Below are 20,872 nucleotides of genomic sequence, written 5' to 3'. Positions count from 1 at the left end.
ATCGCAGCTTGCGCCTGCCGGCCAAGGATTCAGAGCATCGCGGGTTGCACCGGCGGCGGCGCGACGCCCGCGGCTTCGGCGCGGTCGGCGGCGCGCTCGATCTCGGGCCAGGCGGTCTGGAGCTGGTTCCAGACGAGCGCCTCGTCGGGTTCCTTGGCGGCGGTCAGTTCATACAGGCGCTCGGCGAGGAGGAGGACGTCCGGGGCCGCGCCGCGGCGCTCGGCGAGGAGCCGGCCGGCGGCGTCCGTGCCGCCCTCGGTGGAGAGAAAGGCGCGGGCGAGGTGCTGGGCCATCTCCCAGACGGTCGGCGAGCCGTCGCGCGACGGGCGCCACTTCGGGTCGGCCGCCAGCATCTCGTCGCGCGTTAAAAGCTTGGCGTCGCCGCCGCGGGCGCGGAAGATGCCGGACGCGTTGATCCGAGCTTCGGAGAGGTTGAAGCCTTGCAGCATCGCGATCGCCGAGCCGGCGCCGCCGGCGACGGGGCGGGTGCGGTGCAGGTCGTACCAATCGAGGGCGAAGCGGGTTTCCGGGTCAAAGGCTTCGGTGCCCTCGGCGAGGATCCCGTCGATCTCGCGGTTAACGAGAGCGAGCGCCGTCGCGACCCGCATCTCTGATCCATCGGTCTCGCGTACGAGCGAGTATTTCGAGAAGATGCCGATGCCGGGGCCGATCGCCGCCTGCCGTCGGTCGGGCAGCGGCACGCCGGCGGTCTGGTGGTCGAGGATCGCCTGCCGCATGGCGGGCCGCAGCTCGCGCAGGAATTCGCGCCGCGTCGAGGCCGGCGCGTCGTCGGGCCGCGACCGGCAGACGAGCACGACGGATGAGGCAAGGGCGTTGGTGCCCTGGCCGATTGATCGCGACGAATGCTCTGTCCGGACCGGCCAAGTTGCATCAAACTGGAGGTTGCTACCAATCAAAGATGAAAGGAACGAGGCCCATCCTGGCGATAACAATCCTCCTTCCTGAACTTCAGATTGCTTGAAAGCATAGTAGATAGTGATAGGCATATCAGCTGTTCTATCTTTCAGTATATAAAATGACTTTGCAATCCCATCGATGAAAAAACGTTCTGCAGCTGACTTGGAGCCGTGCCTATAGGGTGTGGCAACCAACTCTTCACCCTTGGGCGTTACAAGCCGCCGGAATAAATCCGAATGAAGGGATTTTAGGGATCTGCGCAACCAAACATAGAAAAAATCTGATAGATCAGCATATCCTATATTATCATAGTATGGTGGATCGGTAACAATTGCTACGTTGAATATTTTTTCGCCGTCGTCCTGTGCTGCTTCCTGGCGAACGTTTCCGGGCAGTTCACTACCCCATCGTTCGAGGGCCATTGCAGGATACTTGAATGCCGCATCCCATGAGCCAGTAGATGAGGAAAAAAGATTGCCTTCCGCGTAGTCCCAGCGCATCGGAATGTTGTGCTGATCGAAAGTTGGCTGAATCTTCTGACCCTGGGCGAACCAGCGATTCAACGACGTTTGACATTGCACCAACCTATCGACGCATAGAGCTAGATACGTCGCAACAGCGTCCGCGTAAGCCGCCGGGCCGGTGCCGGCGTCGGCGAGGCGACGGTCGGGGTCGGGGTGGCCGGTGAAGGCCCTCGACGCCCGCGCATCCTCCAGAGCCCGATCCCGCGCCGTTTCCACGAGATCGGAAAACGTCGTCAGCGCGGTGAGCTGGCGGGGTGTGAAGAGATCGGCCCACCGGCTAAGACCGTATTGCACGGTCCAAAAGTTCCTCGGATCGTCCGGCAGCGGTTGCTCGAGCTCCGGGACGACTGGACGCGCCACGTCGGCAGATTGTTCATGCTGCGACGTAGGCGATAGATAACTGCGACCGCGTTTGCCTTCGGCGACGACAGCCATCAAGCGCTGGCTTACGCGGCCGGCCTGGCCTTCGCTCTTAACGTGATCTCCGGTTATGGGGCTTCCCGATAGAACGCATTGAAAGTTGGAACCGCGAGCTGTTTTCGTCCCCTTCGTCGCCTCCCCCAACTCTTCCGCTGTCACCCCCTCCGCCTTCACCTCGAATCGCCAGCCGCCGGGCGCCGAGAGATCGAGAACCGGCTTGACGATCGCCTCCCGGCCGGCCTTCGACGACAGGACGAAAGATGAGGCGAGGGGCACGTGCGCGCCCCGCTGTGCCGGGTCGGGCGAGCTGACGGTGCGGGCCCAGAGCCAGGCGATGACGACCGCCTCGCTCCCGTCGTTCCCCCCCGCGTCCCTGGCGCTTCCCGCCGCTCGGCCGTTCGGTAGCCTCGCCTTTGGGTAGAGGTGACCGATCCGCTTCTCGGCTTCGTCGCGCATCCATTGCCCGTAGCGCCGCACGTCCTCGGCGAGCCCTTCGGCGCCCCGCCATTCGCGTCCCGCGAGGTCCTTCGCGACGCCCGGATGGACCGGCGGGCGGCCGGCGAACTTCGGCGGGAACTCGATCAGCGCCTTGGTGATTAGGACCGCCACCGGGTTGAGGTCCGATCCGTAGGCGCGCAGCCCCAGCCGCTGCGCTTCCAGCGGGATTGAGCCGCCACCGCAGAACGGGTCGTAGACTGGCGGCGCCTTCGCCTGCAGGTAGGCGACGACGTCCTTCGCGCGCGCCGGCGGCGCCTCGCCGAGCCCCCAGGCTACCGAGCGGGCGATCTCGACCCGCGCCGCCTCGATCGCCAAGTCGAAGCGCTTGCGGTCAGCCGGCGTCGACTTCGGCCATTCGACCATGTCCTCGATGATTTTATGAAGACGGCGACGTTCCTTCTGTTGTTCTTCCGGCGTTGGGAACCTATCTGGCCATGCTGAAGGATCGTCAACATACTGAGCGTAAATTACTGCTCTATTGGAAGCAAGAGGCCGTGGCGCAAACCACTGATGTATGGAAGTATGCTTCCCTACCTTGATTTGTTTCTCTTCTTCGCAGGCGGCGTTGATCGCCTCGAGCGGGATCGAGTGCTCGATGAGCTTCAGGCGTCGGGTCATGCGGGGACAAGGTTCTCTGTTTGGGGTTGCGGCTGGCCGAGGGCGACGATCTCGCGGACCGACAGGATCGTGCCGCGCTCGGCGAAGCGCGGCTCGTTCCAAAGGTGGCGGGCAGGATCCGTGACATAGATCGGGGCGTGGGCAAAGCCGGCCTCGATCGGGACGTAGACGAGGTTGTAGCGCGCCCCGGCGTTGAGGCCGCGCAGCATCTCGTTCTTGGTGACGATGATCGCCTCGCCGCCCGCCGCCCGGCCCTTCACCTCAAGGAAGATCAGCTCGCCCTTAAGGGTCAGGCTCTCGATGTCCCAGCCGCGGTTGTGCCGCGACACGTCGGTCGGGGTGCGCCCGGCGGCGCGCTCGGCCGCCATCACGGCGTCCATGGCGAGTTGTTCCGAGACCGTCGTGTCCTCGGCGAACATGTTCGGGGTCGGATCGTCCCGGCGCTGCAGCGCGTCGAGCATCGCGGCCGGGACGACGAGCGCACCGGCGACGATCGTCGGCGGCGCGGCGACGATGTCGCGCTCGGCCTTGAGCTCCGCGAGCCGCACCTCCAGCCGGTCGGCGAGCCCGTTCGCCCGCTCCTCGGCGCGGGAAAGCGCCAGCCGCTCATCCTTGCCCGCCTTGACGTTCAACCGGTGCTGCTCGGCGCGCCGCGACCAGTAGGCAATCTCCTTGCGCAAGCGCAGTCGCACCTCGTCTTCCACCTTGCGGATGTGGGCGAGCCGCCGGTCCCGCACCTCCCGCAGGTGGCCGCCCGCCAGGTGCTCGGCGGCATAGCTCCGCGCCTTCTCCCGCCAGTCGCCCTTGAGCCATTCGGCCGCGAGGACGGGTTCCAGCAGGGCGCGCTCGGCGGCCGTGGCGGGGCGCAGGTCGTGGTAGGGCGCGGCGCCGTCGTCGCGGCCGGCGCCATCCTCGTCGAGGCTGACGAACTGCAGGCGCTTCGAGATCGTGCGCGGCCGCCCGTCCGGGCCCAGAACGCCGTCGCGCACCTCGTGGTCGGCCATGAACAGCAGGCGTGGCACCGCATCCTTCCAGGTGTCGGACACGAGGATTGCGCCGCGGCGCAGCGTCGAGCCGTAAGTCTCGATCGTCAGGTCGATCACCGCGCGGAGCAGCGGGTGGCCGGGCGCGATCAGCGCTGCCGCCGGCTCTCCCGCCGCGCCGCGCACGTGCGCCTTTTCGAACGCGACGCGGTTGTAGCGCTCCAGCACCGGGTCGCCGCCGCCCCCGGCGAGGTGGTCGCGGTTGCGCACCAGGGCGGGCACGCGCGCGATCTCGAAGCGCCCCAGCTCGCGCGAGCTCGCCAGGCCGCCGAGCCGCGCGAAGGCTTCCAGAAAGAAACCCTGGACGTAATGGGGCTGGAGCCGGCGGGCGTGAGCCCGCTCCATCTCGCGCTTCAGCTCGGCGACGTCGGCGGCCGTCATCGTTTCGCGGGCGAGCTGGGCGCGCGCCGTCAGCGCCGCGAGGTGTTCGCGGTCGACCGCGCCGTCGACCCTGCGGTCGAGCCGCTCCTTCACCTCCGGCCGCTCGCCGTAGCGCACCGCCTCCATCAGGAGGTTGCGGAGGCTCGTTCCCTCGAACGCCTCGCCGAGCACGTCGTAGACCTTGCCGCCGAGCGCGCGGCGCGCTTCCTCCAGCTTCTCCAGCAACCGCTGATAAACGGCGCCCTCGCGCGTTTCGCCGGCGACGAGGTTCCACAGGTGGCAGACCTCGGTCTGGCCGATGCGGTGGATGCGCCCGAAGCGCTGCTCCAGCCGGTTCGGATTCCAGGGCAGGTCGTAGTTGACCATGAGGTGGGCGCCGCGCTGCAGGTTGACGCCTTCGCCCGCCGCGTCGTTGGCGACGAGGACGCGCACTGCCGGGTCGTCGTTGAAGGCGGCGACCGCCGCCCGCCGCTGCTCGCGCGGCACGCCGCCGTGGATGACGCGCACGGCGTCCGGGTCGCCGAGCCGGGTGGCGATGCGCTCGGCCAGGTAGTCGAGCGTGTCGCGCGGCTCGGTGAAGATCAGGATCTTGCGCCCCCGCCCGGTCGCTGGGTCCCACACGGGCGGTCCGTCGAGGATGGCGGCGAGTTGGCGCCACTTGGCATCCTCGCCCGAGCCCCGGAGCGCGTCGGCCATGGCTTCGAGGCGTGAGAGGCTCTCGATCTCGGTGGCGAGCTCGGCTAACGTGCGCGCCGACGAGGCCGTGTCGATCGCCTCGTTCTCCAAGGCTTCCAGCTCGGCTTCCGCCATCTCGTCGAGGTCGTCGTCGTCCGGGACGGTCATCCGCCCGGCGGCGGCAGGCGCCTGCACGCCGGACCCGGTGGCGAGCCGCTCCTCCTCCAGCCGCCGCTGCAGCCGCTCGCGGCGCCGCGACAGGGAGCGCCAGATGGCGCGCGGCGAGGACGCCAGGCGCCGCTGCAGCGACTGGAGCGCGAAGCCGACCGAGGTCCGCTTCCGGCCGTCGGCGGCGGCGAAGCGCTCCGCGCGGTTCATCTCCTCGCGCACGTAGTCCGTCACCGCGGCGTAGAGCTCGGCCTCGGCGGCCGAGAGCATGTAGCTCGCCGTGTAGGCGCGGCGTTCGGGAAAGAGCGGTCGGCCGTCGAACCAGTAAAGCTCCTCTTTGATCAGCCTTCGCATGAGATCTGAGGCGTTCGCCGTACGGACGCCGTCGCGGTGACCGCCCTCGAAGCGGTCGCCGTCGAGCAGCGACAGGAAGAGCTGGAAGTCGTCGTCGTGGCCGTTGTGCGGTGTTGCGGTCATCAGCAGGAAATGCCGCGCCCGCCGCGCCAAGCGGCGGCCGAACTGGAACCGGCGGGTGTATTTCACCTCGCCGCCGGCGTGAGTCGCCGACATGCGGTGCGCCTCGTCGCAGATCACGAGGTCGAAGTCCTTGGCGACGTCGATGCGCTCCTGCATCTCCTCGGAACGCGACCCCATGTCGAGGCGCAGGATCAGCCGGTCGTGCTCGGCGAACGGGTTGCCGCGGTAGCCGGCGCGCAGCATGTCGCGCGTGACGATCCGGAACTCCAGCGCAAACTTCTCCTGCAGCTCGTCCTGCCACTGCTCGACGAGCGAGCCCGGCGCGACGATGAGGCAGCGCTTCAGGTCGCCGCGCAGGATCAGCTCCTTGATCAGGAGGCCGGCCATGATCGTCTTGCCTGCGCCCGGATCGTCGGCGAGCAGGAACCGCAGCGGCTGGCGCGGCAGCATCTCGCCGTAGACCGCGGTGATCTGGTGCGGCAGCGGCTCGATCTCGGCGTTTGTCAGCGCGAGGTACGGATCGAACAGATGCGCGAGCGCGATCCGGTGCGCCTCGGCCGCCAGCCGGAAATCCTCGCCGTCGCCGTCGAACGCGAACGGGCGGACGGGCATGGTGGGGCGAAGCCCGTCCTCGTCGATCCGCTGCAGGACGCGCTCGTCGAGGCCCCGCGGCGTGCGGAACGTCACCGAGACCTGGTCCGTCCCCAGCCAGTCGATCGCGACGATCTCCGCTGTTCCCGCCGGCGACAATCCATCCACTAATGCGGATCGCATGAGTTCTTCTAGACGCATCAAACGTTTATTTCACAAAACAATTCAGAATCTTCCGTGCCGGACGTTGTGTGACCGCGGAGAGAAGACGTGCCCGTCAAGCGGGTATGATTTTGAACCGCCCGTTGTCAGTCGTCCATCTCAAGCTATTGATGACCGACCTCGTTGGCTACAAGTGTCACACGAACCTAGAACTCATGTCAGCGGACTGATGCCACGGACCACCACGGCTAGGTGCACAGGTGTGAGCTCTTCAAAACCGTTCATCCTGTTGCGTTCTGTTTCGTCATGCTTTGAAGCGGAATGCAGTGGATCGAAGCGGCTCGGAGCGTCAGGACGGGTTCGGTCGACGAATCGGGTATGCTGGAGGGTAGTGATCGACGGAACGGCGGGAGGGTGACTTGCGAGATCGGGAACTGGTCGAGGGGGCTCGGGCGATCGCGTCGGACATGCAGCTGCCGAGCGGACGGCAGGCGAAGTTGGCGCGGATTATCGGTCGTCATCTGGCTTGGTTCGAGGCCGCCCGGGCGCGGGGGCTCGGGTGGGACGACGTCATCGAGATGCTGTTCGTCGCCGGAGTGAGGCGGGACAACGGCCAGCGGCTGACGCGTGGTCACCTGTCCTCGCTCGTCTGGCGGAAGCTACAGGAGAGACCGGCTCCGGCGGAACCACATCCCGTCGCGACGACCCGCCGGTCGCGAGCCGGCAGCGCCGATGCCGGCCCCAACGCGCGGACAAGGCGTCACGCGCATGACGGCGACGGGTCGTCCGAAGCCGCCGCGGTGAAGCGCCGAACGGAGCAGCCTCCCGGACGTTCGGCAGTGCCGTCGTTGCCGCCTATGACCTCGCAATCGACGCGTCGCGTCGCACACGACGATTTCGGCGCCTTGCACGGCGGCCCGCACGCGAACCGGCCCGTTGCCGCCGTTCCCGATCCCGCCGCGTCCGGCAAGGCCGACGGGGTTCTCGCGTTTATGCGGCGTTCGGCGGCCGTTCGCAGGAAGGCGGCCGAGAGCTGATCGACCCTGGTCAACAGAGAACACACGGGACGCCCCGCCCGGGTGGTCCCGGACGGGGCGTCCGCTGGCCGGCTCAGTCGCTGCGGCGGCCGTTCGGGCGCGACCAGATGAGGGGGTGGGTGCCGGTGCACTCGTCGTCGAAGAAATTGGCGTAGATAGGCTGGGTGAAGCTTGGATTGTCGAGCTTGAGGCCGAGGTAGTCCCGGCCTTCGTTCGAGCGCTTCTGCCAAGCGGCCCCGATCTCGGCGCGGCCGACGAAGACGCGGTGGGAGGGGGCGTTGTCATTCGCCGGGTCCTCGACGGGGACGATGCGGACCTTCTTGGCCTGCACTGAGAGGGTGACGATCTCGCCGGTGAACTCGTTGCCGGACTTCGTGAAGGTGCCGATGGTCGCCATGATGATCTTCCTTTCGCTGTCTCGAGCCCGCGCCCATCGCGGCCTCAATGGCGATCGTAAGACTGGGGCGAGCGACGACGCACTTGGCTTGCCAAGCCGCAGCGGAGCGGAGGACGCGTGACTTTCTTGGCTTCCGCGAGGAATGGTGGCTCGCCGCCAAGGGAAGAAAGTTGCCGGCCGCCGTTGGGGCCAGGCGATCGAGGGCGTGTCAGCCCAACCTCGGCCAGATCAAGCCAGGGAGAGGCCGCAGTGGGCTGGGATGGACAGTCCGGGAAGGGATGCTTGGTGTGCCCCGGTGTTACCCGATCGAAAGCCGGGAATGCTCCATCACCTGAGAAAGCGGAGGCAAAACACACAGCCGAGCTGTAGGTTTGACTCCGACTGCACTCCGTCGGCGCCGAACGACGTGTTTCTCCAGCGTCGCTTATAACCGTCCTTCAGCAATGCCGAAAAAAGGCGGACCCGACTCCGTGAATACTTTCGAGCTGCACGCGACACGTCGTTAACCAAGAAGCCTGGAAGCTCTTGCACTCCGTCACCTGGTTGCGCTATCCAACCGCACCTGCTGATCCTGGCTGCGCCGGGATGGCCCTTCGAGGCTGACGGTTCGAGCGACAGCGTCCTCGCAGGTTTCCCTGTCCTTATCTCGTCCGGTGCAAACCACCGGCTCGGTGCTTGAAGCCACAGTGTGGTCTTAAGCAGGGATAAGGACGCGGCCAGCCTTTCCTTTCCGAGTTGTTATAAGCTTCGGTCGCAAGGGAAATGGCTATGGAAAAAAACGACATTCCGCGAAAGCTCCGCCACACGTTCTCGCCGGCCGAGATGCAGAGCATCGTCGGCGGCGCGCTGGGGAACGACCTCCGCACCACTCATCTCGCGGACTGCCTGCGCCCGCAGCTCGAGGACAACCAGTCGGTCCTGTCGATCATCATCAGGCGGAACCGCCTCAGCGTCGACGCCCGGGCGCTCTTGCAGAAGCTTGAGGCGCTCGAGCCGCAGGAGCTGATCGTGCTGCAGCGCACGGTCGAAAACGCGGTGGCGTCGCTCGAAGACGAGCCGGACGGCGTCTTCGGCGTCAGGGGGGTGCCCTGCATCAACGTTCTGCGCGCTGCCGGTCTCGTCGTGCCGAGCGGCACGGCGGCTTGGGGCTTCTTCATCGTGGTGTTGGACGGCTGGGCGCACGTCGAGGAAATCGTTCTGCACCACCGTCCCATCGGTCGGATCCTGCCGACATTGTCGGTCAAGGAGCACGCCGAGCGGTTGGTCGAGATCCTGCGCACGCTCATGAAGAACTCCCTCGTCGCCTCGCAGCAAGCGCTGTTCCGGGAATGCTACGCGTTGGCGGTCGCCAGCGGGTTCCGGCTCGCGCGAGTGCACGCCAACGGGGCTGACGTGAGCGTCGTCGAGATCCCGATCCGCGACCTGCAGAGCGATATGCGCGACGGCGGCTTGGGCAATCTGGTGATCGAGGGCGTGAACGCTCCGATGGCGATGGGATAACTGTTCCCGTTCGAGAACGCCTTACAGCAGGTACACACGTACCAGCGGGTGCTGACGCTTGAAATTGTGGCGCGGCACCTGCGGAGGTTCACGTGAAGACCATGTCTGAACAAGCATAGCCGACAGTCACCATGGGCCGAAGTCGCTGCGCTTGGCTCGCTGTCAGACGGGTCTCAGGCCTTCCCTTAACTCATCACGCCTTGAATGGATGCGCTCTAATTCCATGATTGACGACACTCGACCGACGCTTCAGGACTGCCTCGACGGCTTGGAGGTTCTCGCCCGCCGCGACAGGCCCTTCGTGATCTGCGACTGGGACGGGGGAGCGGAGGGATTCGCCAACGCGGAAGCTTTGATGCGCTCGCAGCCCGCCAACGGTGTTGGAATTGGCATCATCGCGGTGCCGGCCGAGTACGTACCGCAAATGTCGAACTTTCTTGCGGTCGGGACCGTCCAGGCTGCTTTCGAAGAAGGCCGACCCCTCCTGTGCTATGCGATCAAGCGAACGGAGATGATGCCGAACTCGAGCAGCCGACCCGTCGACACTTCGCTTGTCTCCGACGCCAAATCGGCGCTGGAGATTTCGGCCTTCACGCTTGCGGCCCGGCAACAGGCGGTCGAGCTTTCGCGCAACACCCGGAACCGGTCCGTCACGAACAGGGAGGCACGTGATCGGGCGGAGCTTAAGATAGCAGCAGCGATTTGGCAGGGAGGCGTTGACCAGGACGAGACGGCGAAGGTCAGTCGCTTTCGCGGACTGCTGGATCGCGGCCGGCGCAGGGTCGCTCAGTTCTTCGGCTTTGCGCAGGCCCGCGACCTGGCGAAGAGGGAAGCTGCGAGTGTGCTGGCGCGGCTGGCGGATGGAAAAACCGCTGATGACGTGGAGAACGACATCCTGCGCCGTGCGGAGACGTTTGCCCGTGACGAGAGCCGTACGCTGTCGCACGAGCGGGCGATGTACCGATGGAACCGGAACGCCGACGTCGGCCGACCGATCGACGCGGCCGACCTGATCGACATCGTCAACGGGCTGCCGGACCGGCAGAAATCGTACGATTTGATGCGGCTCGCCATCAATGCCGACCGCAATCCGGCCGACGTGCACCGCAACCTCGAAAACTTTCGGGCGGAATTTGATCTCGGGCGACGGATCGGCCGGCTGATGCGCGGCGAAGAGATCGGCGTCTCGCCGGACGATGCCCGGCTTCTTGCCTACGCCTTGCATGCAGCGAGGCAATCCGCTGTCGAAAACAAGCTTCCTGAAACCGAGGCCGACGCGTGCAATCTCTATCTAGCCGACGCCATGCTGGAGGCCTGTGCGGAGTCCGGCTGGTGGCTAGCCCTGATCAACCGAACCCTCACGAGCGGTGTCGGCGCGCGAGTCTCTCCGGCCGACTTTCCGGAAATCTGAGTTAATCCCAAACTTTTGGGTTTCCGGTCGTGTCACGACCCTCCCGTTGAGCCGACACCCGTCGGCTCCAGACAGGAGGGTGCCACGATGACGCGCACGAAACGCGACATGATGAGCAGGAAGGCGCGGAAGCTCGCGCTCAAGCTCATCATCGTCGCCAGCAACAAGGGCGGACAGGGCAAGAGCCTTGTCAGCCAACTCACCGCCGACCACGCGTTCCTGCACGGCACGCCGCTCGGCGTGGCGCAGATCGACAACCAGGCCCGTCTCGCCCGCTCGCTCGGGCGTCAGGTCCTGACGATCGACTCTCTGCCGGGCAGCGCTCGGCGCGATCCCGGCGCCGAGGCGCGCGCGTTCACGCCGCTCTACGCGATGATCGAGAAGGCGGCGCAGAGGCAGGCGAACGTCCTCATCGACGTTGGGGCCAACCAGGCCGGCCGCTTCATCGCGTGGGCCGGTCTTGTCGACCTCCCCGAGGATCTCGCGACCTGGGGCTTCGAGGCGATCGCGATGACGCCGTTTGTCGCCGAAGCCGAAGGCATCCGCCAGGGCGGCCGCACGGCCGCGGCGATGCTCGAATGCTTCCCCGACGCGCGGCTCGTCCTCATCGAGAACGAGCGCGACGGGCTCGTCGCCGACCTGCACCCCGCCTCCGACGCCGCCGCGGCGTACCGGGAGGTGATCGAGCCGCTGAAGAACCGCGCATCGGTGTTGCGCATGCCGGCGGTGGAAGCCGGTTCGTGGCGTCTCTTCGAAGGGGCACACTGCCGCCCCGTGCAGGTTGCCGGCATGGCGATCGAGAAGGTGATGTCGATCACCGGCCTGCCGCGCCCGGAAGCCAAGATCGCGCGGGGTGATGTCGCGGCTTTCGCCGGCATTGTCTTCGCCGAACTCGATCGCGTCCTGCTCTGGCAGAACCGGGAGGACGGCGATGTTTGACCGCCGCGACCGGTACGAAGAGACCGCCCAGCAAGCGCGCGCGGACCGAGAGGGGGCGGAACAGGACATCGCCCGCGCGATGGCCGACGAGATCCGCGACGACATCGCGGGTTTCGACCCCAAGCGGCTGCGCGGTCTCGGTCCCGCCGGACTGCGGACGCTCGTCGCAGCGCTGGGGATCTCGAACGAACACCCGGATTCCGGACGCCCGGACGCCGGCGAGACGGAGGCGGACGAACGCACCGTCCCGCCGGGCTGGGCGCACTTGCGCGTTGCCGAGCCCAGCCCGTGGCTCACCAGCGTCGCGTTCGGAGCGCTCATCGGCGCGCTGATCGTCATCCTCGGCGGTCTCGCTCGTCTCCTCGTCAGCTGACCAACAACCTCCAATTAAGGAAATCCCGTCATGACCGATAACCCCTTCGTCGAGACCAAGCCCGTCGCATCCGCCGTCCTCGGCGCTACGCTCGTCGGGTCGTTCATCTTCGCCCTCGGCCTCGTGCTCCTCTTCCACGTCCGACCGCCGATGCTCCCGCGCTCCTACGGCGCGGTCCCGTTCGACCTGTCCGATCTGGCTCGCTTCGGCCGCCGTTTCCTCATGGGCGCCGAGTGCAACGCCGGACTGACGAAGCTGATTGGCATCGACTGCCGCCTGTCCGTTCTGTCCCGGTTGATCGCGGTCTTGGGAAGCTCCGCCAGCGCGCTCATGTCCGCTTTGTTGCTGCTGACGGCGCCGGTCGTGTCCGCGGCGATGACCTACTGTGCGATCTACGAACAAACACCGAAGCGCGAGAACGTCAGGACCTTGCGCGGGCGGCGTCCGCTCTTCGACGCCGACGCACGGGCTTCGCTGCGGCGGCGCATCGCAGAGACCGGCCGAGCGCTGGCGCGCGGGCTGTGGCTCGCCCCGCACGTGCAGCTGACGCCCGCCGTCGAAGGCTACAACGTTTTGGCGATCGGAACGCAAGGATCCGGCAAGACGTCGACGTTCCGCGCGCTGATCGAGCAGGTCGTCGAGCGCGGCGACCACCTGCTGATCCACGACGTCAAAGGCGACAGGACGGCTGGAGCACCGGTCGATCGCGCGATCCTCATCGCGCCGCACGACGCGCGTTCCTGGGCCTACGACATCGCGGACGACATCCAAAACCTCGAGCACGCTCGGGAGTTTGCGGCGCACTGCGTGCCACGATCGGACCACGACTCGCTTTGGGGCGACGGCACGCGGGGCGTCTGGGCCGATCTCGTGATGGCACTTTCCTTCGAGACGAACCGCCGCTGGTCCTGGCCGGACCTCGCCGACGCGCTTCTGTCGCCCGGCCTTGAGATCAAGGAGCGGTTGGATCGCCACGGCTCTGGCAGCGCCAGCAGGCTGGTGTTCGGAAGCGCGGATCCGGAGGAGAACCGGACGACGATGTCGATCCTGATCACGCTCTGGGTGGCAGCCCTGACCGTGGTCTTGCCGCTCGCGCATGCCTGGGGCGACATCCCGGCGACGGGGCGGTTCAGCCTTCGCCGCTGGATCGACGGCGACGGCAAGCTGCCGCGGGTCATCATCCTGCAGAAGTCCAGCGAGTACCCGACGCTCTCGACGGCGGTCGGTGCGTTCATCGTCGATCGCCTCGCGGGTCTTGCGATGCGGCCGGGACGCGAGCGCAACCCGGCCACGCGGTTGACGCTCTGTCTCGACGAACTGCCGGAATGCGGCAAGCTCCACCGGCTGCCGAACCTTCTGAATGTCGGCCGCGAACTGGGTGTGGTGACGATCGCGGCCGTTCAGGACATCGCGAGCCTGATCGAACTGTATGGTGAGAACACAACAGGAACATTGCTCGCTCGCTTCCGCATCAAGCTGGTCCATCAGCTGAATGCTGGCAACACGGCCGAGCGCGTCGTCAAGCTCCTCGGCGAGCGGACGGTGGAGTATCCGGGATCGAAGGAGCATGACGCGCGAACCGGCCGCATGATCCGCAAGCCGGTCCGCGAGATGGTCCCGGTCTTCCCGATGGATCGCTTGGAAGATGAACTCGGCGTCCGGGTTGAAGGCGACAAGACCATCGCGCGGGTGCTGATCATGGGGCTCGGCAACCCGGCGATCCTCGATATGCCGGTGACGGGCTGGCCGGACCGTCGTCCGGGCCACGTGCCCGCGACGTGGCTCGGTGGGGACGAAGCGATCTGATCCGTCGCTTTGACCGAAGTGCAAGCGACCCTGCCCTTGCGGCGGGGTTCGTTTTTGTCCGACGATCTGAGTTAATCCCAAACATCGGTGTCGCGCACGCGCGTAGTTGGAAGGCCTCCCAACCGGAGGCCTTCTTTCTTGGTCGCCAGCTTCGCCTTGATCCGCTCCAGCGCGTACTACACGCGAGAAAGCTCGGCCGTCCGCTACTACGAGGTCGGCGCCGAAGCGTCCGGCATCTGGCTGCGCGGGCACGAGCGACTCGGCGTCACGGCCGGGACGGCGGTGCGCGCCCCGGACTTCGACCGTGCGTGCCAGGGTCTCGACCGCATGGGCCGACTGCTCGTCCGGCACGCGGGTGCCGGCAAACGGACGCTCGGCGTCGACCTGACGCTGAGCTCGCCGAAGTCCGTCTCGGTTGCCTGGGCGCTCGGCGACGCGGCCATGCGCGAGACGATCGAGGCGGCCGAGCGCGAGGCAGTCGAAGCCATCATCCGGCTCGTCGAGGCCGAGATCCCGCTCGCCCGGCGCGGCCGCGCCGGCAGCCGGCGGGAGCGCGCAGCGTTCGCCGTTGCCGCGTTCACCCATTCGGAGGCACGGCCCGAGCGGCATGCCGACGGAACGGTGATGCCGAGTCCTCAACGACATCACCATCTTTGCTGGCCCAACATCGGAGAACGTGCGGACGGCACCTGGGGGGCGCTCGACACGGTGGCGCTGCGGTCATGGCGCAACGCCATCGGCTCGCAGTACCGCCTTGCCGTCGCCACCGCGCTGCAGCAGCGTGGCCTCGCGATCGAGGTGCCGGATAACGACTGGCGCTGGAGCGTTCGCGGCGTGCCGGAGGCGCTCTGTCGCTTCTTCAGCGCCCGCCGCGCCTCGATCGAAGAGGAACTCGCCGAGGCCGGCGTCACGTCCGGTGCGGCGCCCGCGCTCGCCGCCGCCGTGACGCTCGCCGGCCGCCGCGACAAGCAGGCGGTCGCCGGCCCCGATCTGATTTGGCAGTGGAAGGACGCCGCTGCGGCGCTCGGGCATCCGGCGGAGGCAGTTCTCGCTGACGTCCGCGCGGCCGGACGGGCGGCGGCGGCCGAGTTGACGACGGAGCGGTGCGAGGCGCTCGCGACGGAACGCGTCGCGTCGGTACCGGCGGCGCTGACCGGGCACAGCGCCACCTTCGAGCGGCGGCACCTGATCGAGGCGGTCGCCAACGCCCTCGTCGGATCGCGTTCCGACCCCGCCCGCACGATCGAGATGGCGGACGCGCTCGTCGCCGACGGGCGTGTCGCAACCCTCGGGGAAGCCCGTTGCGAGTTGGTCTATTCGACGCCGGCGATGATCGCGACCGAGCGGCGGCTGGTCGAGGTCGCCCGGCGTCTCGCGGGCGAGCGCGTCGCCGCACCCGATCCGGCGCTTGTCACCCGGCTCGTCGCGGAACAGAACCTCAACGCCGAGCAGGCGGCGGTCGCCCGCGCTGCGACCTCCGGGGCGCGCCTGACCCTGGTGCAGGGCGCCGCCGGAACGGGCAAGTCGACGACACTATCGGCGATCACTCGTGCCTGGCAGTCGGAAGGCTACACCGTCGTCGGCGCGGCGATCGCCTGGCGCGCCGCGCACGGGCTCCGGGACGATCTCGGCGTCGCGTCGCGGGCGATCGACTCCTGGCTCGCCCGCGATGGCGGCGAGAGGCCGATCTTCGGGCCGAAAACCTGCCTGCTCGTCGAGGAGGGCGGCCTGCAGGCGAGCCCGCAGGCGCTGCAGCTGCTGCGGCAAGTCGAGCGAACCGGTGGCGTCGCAGTGATCGTCGGCGACGAGAACCAGCTCCGCCCGATCGGTCCCGGCCACGCGATGCGGCTAATCCGGGAAGTCGTGGGCGCGAGCGAAATCGCAACTGTCGTGCGCCAGCGCGAGGCCTGGGCCCGCGAAGCACCGCAGGCCTTCGCCCGCGGCGGCGCGGCCGCCGCGTTGGCAACCTTCGACGAGCGCGGTCTCGTCCACTTCCACGACGGGCCGCGCGCGACGGTCGAGGCGGTCGCCGCCGAATGGCAGCGCCAGCGCGACGCCGCGCCGGAGCGAAGCGTCCTCGTCACGGCGAAGACCAATGCTGAAGTGAGGGCGGTATCGACGGCGATCCGTCGACACCTGCGCGAGCGTGATATGCTGCGCGGGCCGGACGTCATTGCGGCGGCCGCCGATGCCTCCGGCAATGGATACCAGCTGCGTCTCGCCGAAGGCGACCGCGTCCGCTTTCTCGTCCGCCAGGATGCGCTCGGCGTCATCAACGGCACGGAAGCGGAAATCGCCGCGATCCGCGAGGCCGCGGACGGCTCGGTGCGGATCGCCGCCCGGGTCGGCGAGCGCACGGTCGAGTTCGCGCCCGCCGATGTCGCGGACGACCAAGGACGGGCGAAGCTTGCCCATGCCTACGCGGCGACGATCTTCCAGGCGCAAGGGATCACGGTTGACGCGACGCTCGTCCTTCTGTCCGCCCGTTTCGACCGGCACGACGCCTATGTCGCGGCAAGCCGGGCGCGGGGCGACACGGTCCTCTTCGTCGACAGTCGCACGCTCGACCGAGAGATGGCGGCGGACACGCTCGAGTTGGTCCAGGCCGGCGACCGCGACGCGCGCCTCGGCTTCCTCGCCGAGCGCTTGGCGCGCGCCAGCGCGAAGACCACGACGCTCGATCTCCTCGCGGCCGAGCTGAAGACGGCGGCGACGGAATGGGACCGCTCGCGCGCCCGCGAACGCCGCCGCGAGCTCGGCCATGAGCTCTGAACCGCCCGATCACGGCTCGCCATCGCGCGGCGGCCGTCGCGGCGAACGCCGCCGGCAGGGCCCCGCGAACGCCGGGCCGCCGATCGGGGTTCGACGTCGTCGATTGCGGACACCGGCACAAAAAGCCGTCCCGCGCGCTCAGAGCGAGATCGAGCGGCGTATGATCGTCGAGCTGCCCGATCCGTTGCCGGTGACGGCGTGCGAACTCGACGTCTTGGAGCGATACCTCGGCCGGCTCATCGACGGCATTCTCAATGCCTGACGCCGCGGTGCGCCGGAGGGTCGAGTTCTCCACAGCGATCTCGACGGATCAAGCAATCGTCGTTGCAGGCGATTCGGCGGGCTGCAAGACTCGTGGTCGTCCTTTCCTTCACGTTCTTACCGTCTGGACCCGTGACGCAGAGAACTCGACAGGGACCGCTCACGACGCGTCGTTGGAGTTTGCGCCATGTCCTTCGCCAAGCCGCTCCCGAAAATGCCGGTGATCGCCGCCCCGGGGAAAGTGCGCCGAGCGGCGCTCTACCTGCGCGTCTCGACCGGCAGGCAGGCGGAGGGCGACGTGTCGCTTCCCTCGCAGCGCCGCCTCACCCGCGGCCACTGCGAGCGCGAGGGCTGGATCGTCGCCGACGAGTACGTCGAGCCGGGCGTCAGCGCCACCGACGACCGCCGTCCCGCCTTCCAGGCACTGATGGACCGCGCCTGCGACGTCGACCGGCCCTACGATGTGATCGTGGTCCACGCCTTCTCGCGCTTCTACCGCAACGGCGCCGAGATGGAACTCGCCATCCGCAAGCTGGGCCGACACGGCGTCGAGGTGGTCTCGATCACCCAACCTACCGGTACCGACCCGTCCGCCGAGATGATGCGCCAGATCATCGGCATCTTCGACGAGTACACTTCGAAGGAGAACGGCAAGCAGGTAACGCGCGCGATGCGCGAGAACGCCCGGCAGGGCTTCTGGAACGGTGCCTCGCCGCCGCTCGGCTACCAAATCATCGAGGCTGAGCGGCGCGGCGCGAAGATCAAGAAGCGCCTTGCGGTCGATCCGGTCGAGGCCGAGACCGTCCGGCTGATCTTCCGCCTCTACCTCGACGGCGATCCGGCGACCGGCACGCCGCCGCTCGGCATCAAGGAGGCCGTCAAATGGCTGAACGGCCGGGGCTTCGCGACGAAGCGCGGCGGCACGTTCGGCGTCGGTGCGCTGCACCACATCCTCACCAACACCGTCTATGTCGGCCGCTGGCGCTACAACGTGCGCAACAAAGCGACCGGCGAGAAGCGCGGCGAGGACGAGATTGTCACGATCGCCGTGCCGCGCATCGTTGAGGACGCGGCCTTCGAGGCGGTGCAGGCCAAGCTCGCCGCCAACAACCCGCGCGTCAGCCCGGTGCGCATCGCGAGCGGTCCGATCCTGCTGACGGGTCTCGCCACCTGCTCCCATTGCGGCGGCGGGATGACGCAGCGCACAGGCACGTCGCGCTCGGGACGGGTCTATGCCTACTACAACTGCGCTTCGCGCGCCCAGCGCGGCCCGACCGCCTGTCGTGGCAACTCGATTCCGATGGCCCATCTCGATGATCTGGTGCTCAAGGCGCTGGAGGAGCGGCTGTTCGCGCCCGAGCGTCTAGCCGAGGTCCTGTCCGCGCTCGTCGCCCGACGTGCCGCGCGGGCGGAGGCGGTCGACGGTCGCCTCCTCCAGTTGCAGACCGAGGTCGCGGCCGCCGAGGACAAGCTGCGCCGTCTCTACAAGCTCGTCGAGGACGGGCTGGCGGAGCTGGACGACATCCTGAGGGAGCGCATCGCGGTGCTGAAGGCCGACCGGGAGAAGGCGCAAGGAGCGTTCGAGCGGGCGCGAGCGCAAAGCGGCGGGAACGTTAAGATTAATCCGGAGAAGGTCGCCGCCTTCGCCAAGCTCATGCGCGAGGTGCTGGCTGCAGGCGACACGCCGGCGCGCAAAGCGTATCTGCGCGCCATCTTGAGTGCCGTTGAGGTCGACGCGGCGACGGTCCGCATTGTCGGCAGCCGCGATGTCTTGCACGCCGCGGTCGCCGGCACGCCGGCGGCAGGCGAGGTGGTTCAGTTTACTGGACCGAAATGGCGCACCCGACAGGATTCGAACCTGTGACCTCTGCCTTCGGAGGGCAGCACTCTATCCAGCTGAGCTACGGGTGCCTGCCACACCCTTAAGGCCCAAGGCGCCTCGTGGTCAACATGATCGAAGAGCCCACGCGCATAAAGGTCGGCTGCCCCTCCCCGGCCGACAAGGAAAGGTGCAGGCGATTTGCGCCGGGATGCTCCTTCCCGGCGCGTTCAGGCAGCGGCGACGCAGGAGCCGAGGGGTGTGGTCATGACGGCGTCCGGGCGGGTATCGACCTTGGCCTCGCCCTGGATGATGTGGGCGCGCCGGAACGGGCCCTCGGCCCGCGGCAGGGCGTGGCTCATTGCAGCCGCCCCACCACCGCCTCGATGGTCTTCTGCAGCACCGGAACCGAGATCGGCTTCACCAGGAAGTTGTTCACCCCCAGCTGCGCCGCCTTCTGCACCAGCTCCTTGTTGCCCCGCCCCGACAGGATGATGAACGGCACCTTCTTGGTCGGCGGATACGAGCGGATCGCCTGCAACAGCTGCAGCCCATCCAGCTTCGGCATGTTGAAGTCCGAAATCACGATGTGGCACGGCGAGGCCATCATCTGCTTCAACGCCTGCTCGCCGTCCTCCGCCGTCACGATGTTCTGGATCCCCAGCTGATCCAACGCATCCCGGATCAGCATCCGGCTCGTCCGCTGGTCGTCAACAATCAACACCTTCAATTGCGACTTCAGGCTCATCCTACGTCGTCCTTCGCCAACACCTGCGCATCTTCGGTCTCAAGGGAAACCCGCCGCGCCACCTCTGACCATCTTTTCCGAATGAAATCCGCACTTCGAATGTCCGGATCCGCGCGAACCGCGGCTCAGGCTTCCTGGGCGGCACCTTCCTCCTCGTCCGCCACGAATGTCGACGGCGTTTCCGACTGGATCCGGCTGAGAAGCTCGGCGAAGGTCGCGTCGATCGACGCGTCCGGCATGCCTTCGTCCGCCTCCTCCTCGGCCATCTCCTCGACGATTCGCTCGACGCCGAGCTCGCAGTCCCAGTCCACGAACTCGAACACTTCCCGGACGGCGCCCTCGTCGGCGACGGCCGTCAGGTCGATCGTCCAGGTGAGGTAGGCGCCTTCCGGATCGAGCGTCTCGAAAGAGGGCAGGCCGCCGGTGTCGCAGGTCACCGTGCCGTGCCCGAGCGCCAGACAATCGCGGATCAGCCGCGCCGCTTCGTTGGCGTTGCGATAGAGTTCCGGCTGCGGCCGGAAAACGACCCGGAAGCGCGACTCGAAGGCGCCGCCGAACATTTCCGAAAGATCGATCGAGACCGGGATGAACTCCAGCCCTTCCATGCCGTCGTCGGGCTCGGCCCCGGCGGCAGCGGCGGCGGCGATCGCAGCGCCCTTCGCGCCGGCAAGCGGCTGCAGCTCTTCCATCATGGCGCGCCGGCGCTCGTCGTGTCCGGCGGCCCCGTCGCGGGCTTCCGCCACGAGGTCGGCAAGCAGCGCGCTGGCGCGGCGGGCGAGCGCGACAACCTCCGGCGAGGTCGCCAGGCGGCCGGCGCGCATCTCGTCCAGCACCGCCTCGAACATGTGGGCGTAGGTGGAAAGCGCCGTCAGGCTGAAGGAGGCCGCGCCGCCCTTGATCGAATGCACCGCCCGAAATGCCGTATTGACGGTTTCGTAATCCGTCGCCCCGTTTTCGATGTGGAGGAGGCCTTGTTCGAGTTCGGCGAGGCCGTCGGCGCATTCCTCGAAGAAGGTCTGCCGGATTTCTGCCATGGCGTCCATGACGTGTTGCCCCTTCGGCTGCGCTGGTGTCGGTCGCGCGGGTGACTGTCGGCTCGGGGCACAAGCGCCCTGGCGTGGCGGGTGACTGAATGGATGGACGGCGGTGCGGCCGGCGAACGGCGCGCCGCAGCAGTTGCGAGGCGTCAGGCGGCGACGCGGTTGATCGCGTCCACCAGCTTCACCGGGTCGAACGGCTTGACGATCCAGCCGGTGGCCCCGGCGCGCCTGGCCCGCGCCTTCTTCTCCGCGTCGCTCTCGGTGGTCAGAACCAGGATCGGGATGGCGCGGCGC

The 20,872-nt window shown here is 67.5% G+C and carries 15 protein-coding genes and 1 tRNA gene; 8 read left to right on the top strand and 8 right to left on the bottom strand.

All coding sequences use genetic code 11. The annotated features are described in order from the left end of the window. Positions 1-29: 29 nt before the first annotated feature. From F6X38_RS15545 to F6X38_RS15535, 3 genes are all read right to left on the bottom strand, one after another. Positions 30-2,978: a DUF1156 domain-containing protein gene (locus tag F6X38_RS15545; RefSeq protein WP_150971176.1), complete on the bottom strand. Its 2,949-nt coding sequence runs from the start codon at positions 2,976-2,978 to the stop codon at positions 30-32. Continuing rightward, positions 2,975-6,496 carry a helicase-related protein gene (locus tag F6X38_RS15540; protein ID WP_246191374.1) on the bottom strand — a complete coding sequence of 1,174 codons (3,522 nt, stop codon included), beginning with the start codon at positions 6,494-6,496 and terminating at the stop codon, positions 2,975-2,977. Before F6X38_RS15540 ends, F6X38_RS15545 begins: the two co-directional genes overlap by 4 nt. Before the next feature lie 1,089 nt (positions 6,497-7,585). Continuing rightward, positions 7,586-7,909, bottom strand: coding sequence for a DUF736 domain-containing protein (locus F6X38_RS15535; RefSeq protein ID WP_150971172.1), 324 nt, complete (start codon positions 7,907-7,909; stop codon positions 7,586-7,588). 768 nt (positions 7,910-8,677) lie between these two features. Between F6X38_RS15535 and F6X38_RS15530 the strand changes: the two genes are divergently transcribed. From F6X38_RS15530 to F6X38_RS15495, 8 genes are all read left to right on the top strand, one after another. Further along, a complete protein-coding gene (locus tag F6X38_RS15530) occupies positions 8,678-9,409 on the top strand; it encodes a hypothetical protein (protein WP_150971171.1) in 732 nt (243 codons plus the stop codon). 223 nt (positions 9,410-9,632) lie between these two features. Next, a complete protein-coding gene (locus F6X38_RS15525) occupies positions 9,633-10,820 on the top strand; it encodes a hypothetical protein (RefSeq protein ID WP_150971169.1) in 1,188 nt (395 codons plus the stop codon). Positions 10,821-10,907: 87 nt separating this feature from the next. Beyond that, positions 10,908-11,759: a hypothetical protein gene (locus tag F6X38_RS15520; protein ID WP_150971168.1), complete on the top strand. Its 852-nt coding sequence runs from the start codon at positions 10,908-10,910 to the stop codon at positions 11,757-11,759. Further along, positions 11,752-12,132: a hypothetical protein gene (locus F6X38_RS15515; protein ID WP_150971166.1), complete on the top strand. Its 381-nt coding sequence runs from the start codon at positions 11,752-11,754 to the stop codon at positions 12,130-12,132. Before F6X38_RS15520 ends, F6X38_RS15515 begins: the two co-directional genes overlap by 8 nt. A 30-nt stretch (positions 12,133-12,162) precedes the next feature. Further along, on the top strand, positions 12,163-13,938 hold the full coding sequence (locus F6X38_RS15510) for a type IV secretion system DNA-binding domain-containing protein (protein WP_150971164.1): 1,776 nt from the start codon (positions 12,163-12,165) through the stop codon (positions 13,936-13,938). Between the two features lie 138 nt (positions 13,939-14,076). Then, entirely contained in the window at positions 14,077-16,710 is a 2,634-nt protein-coding gene (gene mobF / locus F6X38_RS15505) for a MobF family relaxase (RefSeq protein ID WP_161992776.1), read from the top strand. Continuing rightward, the gene (locus F6X38_RS15500) at positions 16,700-16,972 is read left to right on the top strand and encodes a hypothetical protein (protein ID WP_150971160.1); all 273 of its coding nucleotides are present in this window, start codon (positions 16,700-16,702) and stop codon (positions 16,970-16,972) included. Before mobF ends, F6X38_RS15500 begins: the two co-directional genes overlap by 11 nt. A 186-nt stretch (positions 16,973-17,158) precedes the next feature. Further along, positions 17,159-18,835, top strand: a complete 1,677-nt coding sequence (locus F6X38_RS15495) for a recombinase family protein (protein WP_246191373.1) — start codon at positions 17,159-17,161, stop codon at positions 18,833-18,835. Here F6X38_RS15495 and F6X38_RS15490 read toward each other — a convergent pair. From F6X38_RS15490 to F6X38_RS15475, 5 genes are all read right to left on the bottom strand, one after another. After that, positions 18,806-18,882 (bottom strand) — tRNA-Arg (locus F6X38_RS15490). The genes F6X38_RS15495 and F6X38_RS15490 overlap by 30 nt on opposite strands. 138 nt (positions 18,883-19,020) lie before the next feature. Continuing rightward, positions 19,021-19,152, bottom strand: coding sequence for a hypothetical protein (locus F6X38_RS24130; RefSeq protein ID WP_281353073.1), 132 nt, complete (start codon positions 19,150-19,152; stop codon positions 19,021-19,023). Next, on the bottom strand, positions 19,149-19,538 hold the full coding sequence (locus F6X38_RS15485; RefSeq protein ID WP_150968785.1) for a response regulator: 390 nt from the start codon (positions 19,536-19,538) through the stop codon (positions 19,149-19,151). The genes F6X38_RS24130 and F6X38_RS15485 overlap by 4 nt, the downstream gene beginning before the upstream one ends. 125 nt (positions 19,539-19,663) lie before the next feature. Further along, entirely contained in the window at positions 19,664-20,581 is a 918-nt protein-coding gene (locus F6X38_RS15480) for an Hpt domain-containing protein (protein ID WP_150971158.1), read from the bottom strand. Positions 20,582-20,724: 143 nt separating this feature from the next. Then, on the bottom strand, positions 20,725-20,872 hold a 148-nt coding region (locus F6X38_RS15475; protein ID WP_150968780.1), incomplete at its 5' end, for a response regulator.

This window comes from Plantimonas leprariae (assembly GCF_008802405.1).
GTDB lineage: Bacteria > Pseudomonadota > Alphaproteobacteria > Rhizobiales > Rhizobiaceae > Plantimonas > Plantimonas leprariae.
Note: the sequence above shows the minus strand (reverse complement) of the source record. Positions and strands in the feature narration are given on the sequence as shown.